Origin of the sequence: Piscibacillus salipiscarius JCM 13188 (genome assembly GCF_001311865.1) — a bacterium.
Classification (GTDB): domain Bacteria; phylum Bacillota; class Bacilli; order Bacillales; family Alkalibacillaceae; genus Piscibacillus; species Piscibacillus salipiscarius.
This window is the reverse complement of sequence record NZ_BBCD01000055.1, coordinates 1-1,475: the sequence shown is the minus strand read 5'-3', so window position 1 is coordinate 1,475 and position 1,475 is coordinate 1. Positions and strand designations below refer to the sequence as shown.

The window sequence follows — 1,475 nt, the reverse complement described above, 5'->3', positions numbered from 1 at the left end:
CGGTGGTGACCCCCAAAAGTTAGAGTTTTAATTATACAGCTGATTGGCTGGTTTGAGTTCGGTATTGAACTGGACTTGAACCAGCCAATTTTAATTTAATTCGTTCGTAATTGTAGTAATAAATGAATTCCTCAATTTTTTGTTTTAGTTCATCGTAAGACATTAATGCCTCACCGTAATACATTTCTTGTTTCATAATTCCAAAGAAATTCTCCATTGTGGCATTATCTGCACATGTCGCTTTCCTAGACATACTTTGAAAAATCCTGTTTGTCTTTAATGTATTGACCCATTGTCTATGTTGGTAATGCCAACCTTGATCAGAATGTATGGTCGTTCGATACTCAGCTTCATTAGTGATTATCTCTATTGCCTGATTAAGCGGTTGAAGTACAAAGTCTAGTGTTGGTTTCCTAGACATACCGTAAGAGATGATTTCGCCATTATATAAATCTAAAATTGGACTCAAATAAAGTTTCTCACTTCCCGCACACTTAAATTCAGTAACGTCTGTAACTAGCTTTTGTAGAGGTATAGAAGTGTTAAATCTACGATTTAAACGGTTTTTCGCTACCTTACCGACTGTTCCTTTATAAGATTTGTAACGAGATTTACGTGTGAACTTTTCACACTTTAATCCGAGCTCTCTCATGATTCGTTGTACTTTCTTATGATTTATTTGATAGCCTTTCGCCCTTAATTCTAAATGTATACGACGATACCCGTATCTCTCTCCATGTTTTTGAAACAATTCACTAATGATTTTTTTCAGATCCTTATCAGGATCTTCCTTCTTCAATTGATGAATGTGATAATGATAAGTTGCTTCTGGTATGCCTACTACTACTAACACATCTCTTAATTTGAACCCTTCTTCTTTGAGTTCGAATGCCAAGACTGTTTGTGCTTTTCGAGGTAGGCATTCGGGTTCTCCTGAAAAGCTTTTAACTTTTTTAAATATGCATTTTCTAATCAAAGAAGTTCATTTTCACGTTCTAATTGTTCCTCACGAGACATTGCCTTTTCTTGCTTTGATTGTTTCGTCTTTCTTTTTCCAGACATAGGAGGCCGTCCTTTCGGTTTTTCTTTGAGCCCTTCTATTCCTTCATTAGAAAAAGTCTTTAACCAGATGGCAATTAGAGAAGGATTGTTTAATTTAAATTCTATTGCTGTCTCTTTATAAGAAGCGCCCGTTTGTCTTATAAAGTTTAATACATCTAACTTAAATTGAACAGGGTAAACGGTTGTAGAACGCTTTCGACGCAATCCATCTTCACCTAGTGCTTTGTAGGCATCTACCCACTTTCTAATTTGCCCCTTACCCGGAACTCATATTTTTTAGCCAACAAACCATAGCCCAACGGGCCTTCTAAATATTCTTTCACAATTTTTAACTTAAAATCGTTACTATATTTCGCCATACAAAACACCCCAAAAGTTAAATTTTTTCACTCTAACTTTTGGGGTGCAGTACC

Annotated in this window: 3 protein-coding genes; all 3 read right to left on the bottom strand. The window is 35.7% G+C overall.

Going from position 1 to position 1,475, the window contains the following annotated elements; translation table 11 throughout:
• Positions 1-31: 31 nt before the first annotated feature.
• From JCM13188_RS17145 to JCM13188_RS19980, 3 genes are read right to left on the bottom strand one after another with little or no spacing between them, the layout of a single operon-like run.
• Positions 32-976 carry an IS3 family transposase gene (locus JCM13188_RS17145; protein WP_279402064.1) on the bottom strand — a complete coding sequence of 315 codons (945 nt, stop codon included), beginning with the start codon at positions 974-976 and terminating at the stop codon, positions 32-34.
• Positions 973-1,266 carry a helix-turn-helix domain-containing protein gene (locus JCM13188_RS19985; protein ID WP_279402063.1) on the bottom strand — a complete coding sequence of 98 codons (294 nt, stop codon included), beginning with the start codon at positions 1,264-1,266 and terminating at the stop codon, positions 973-975. Before JCM13188_RS19985 ends, JCM13188_RS17145 begins: the two co-directional genes overlap by 4 nt.
• Before the next feature lie 29 nt (positions 1,267-1,295).
• Entirely contained in the window at positions 1,296-1,421 is a 126-nt protein-coding gene (locus JCM13188_RS19980; RefSeq protein WP_279402062.1) for a transposase, read from the bottom strand.
• Between the last annotated feature and the right edge of the window lie 54 nt (positions 1,422-1,475).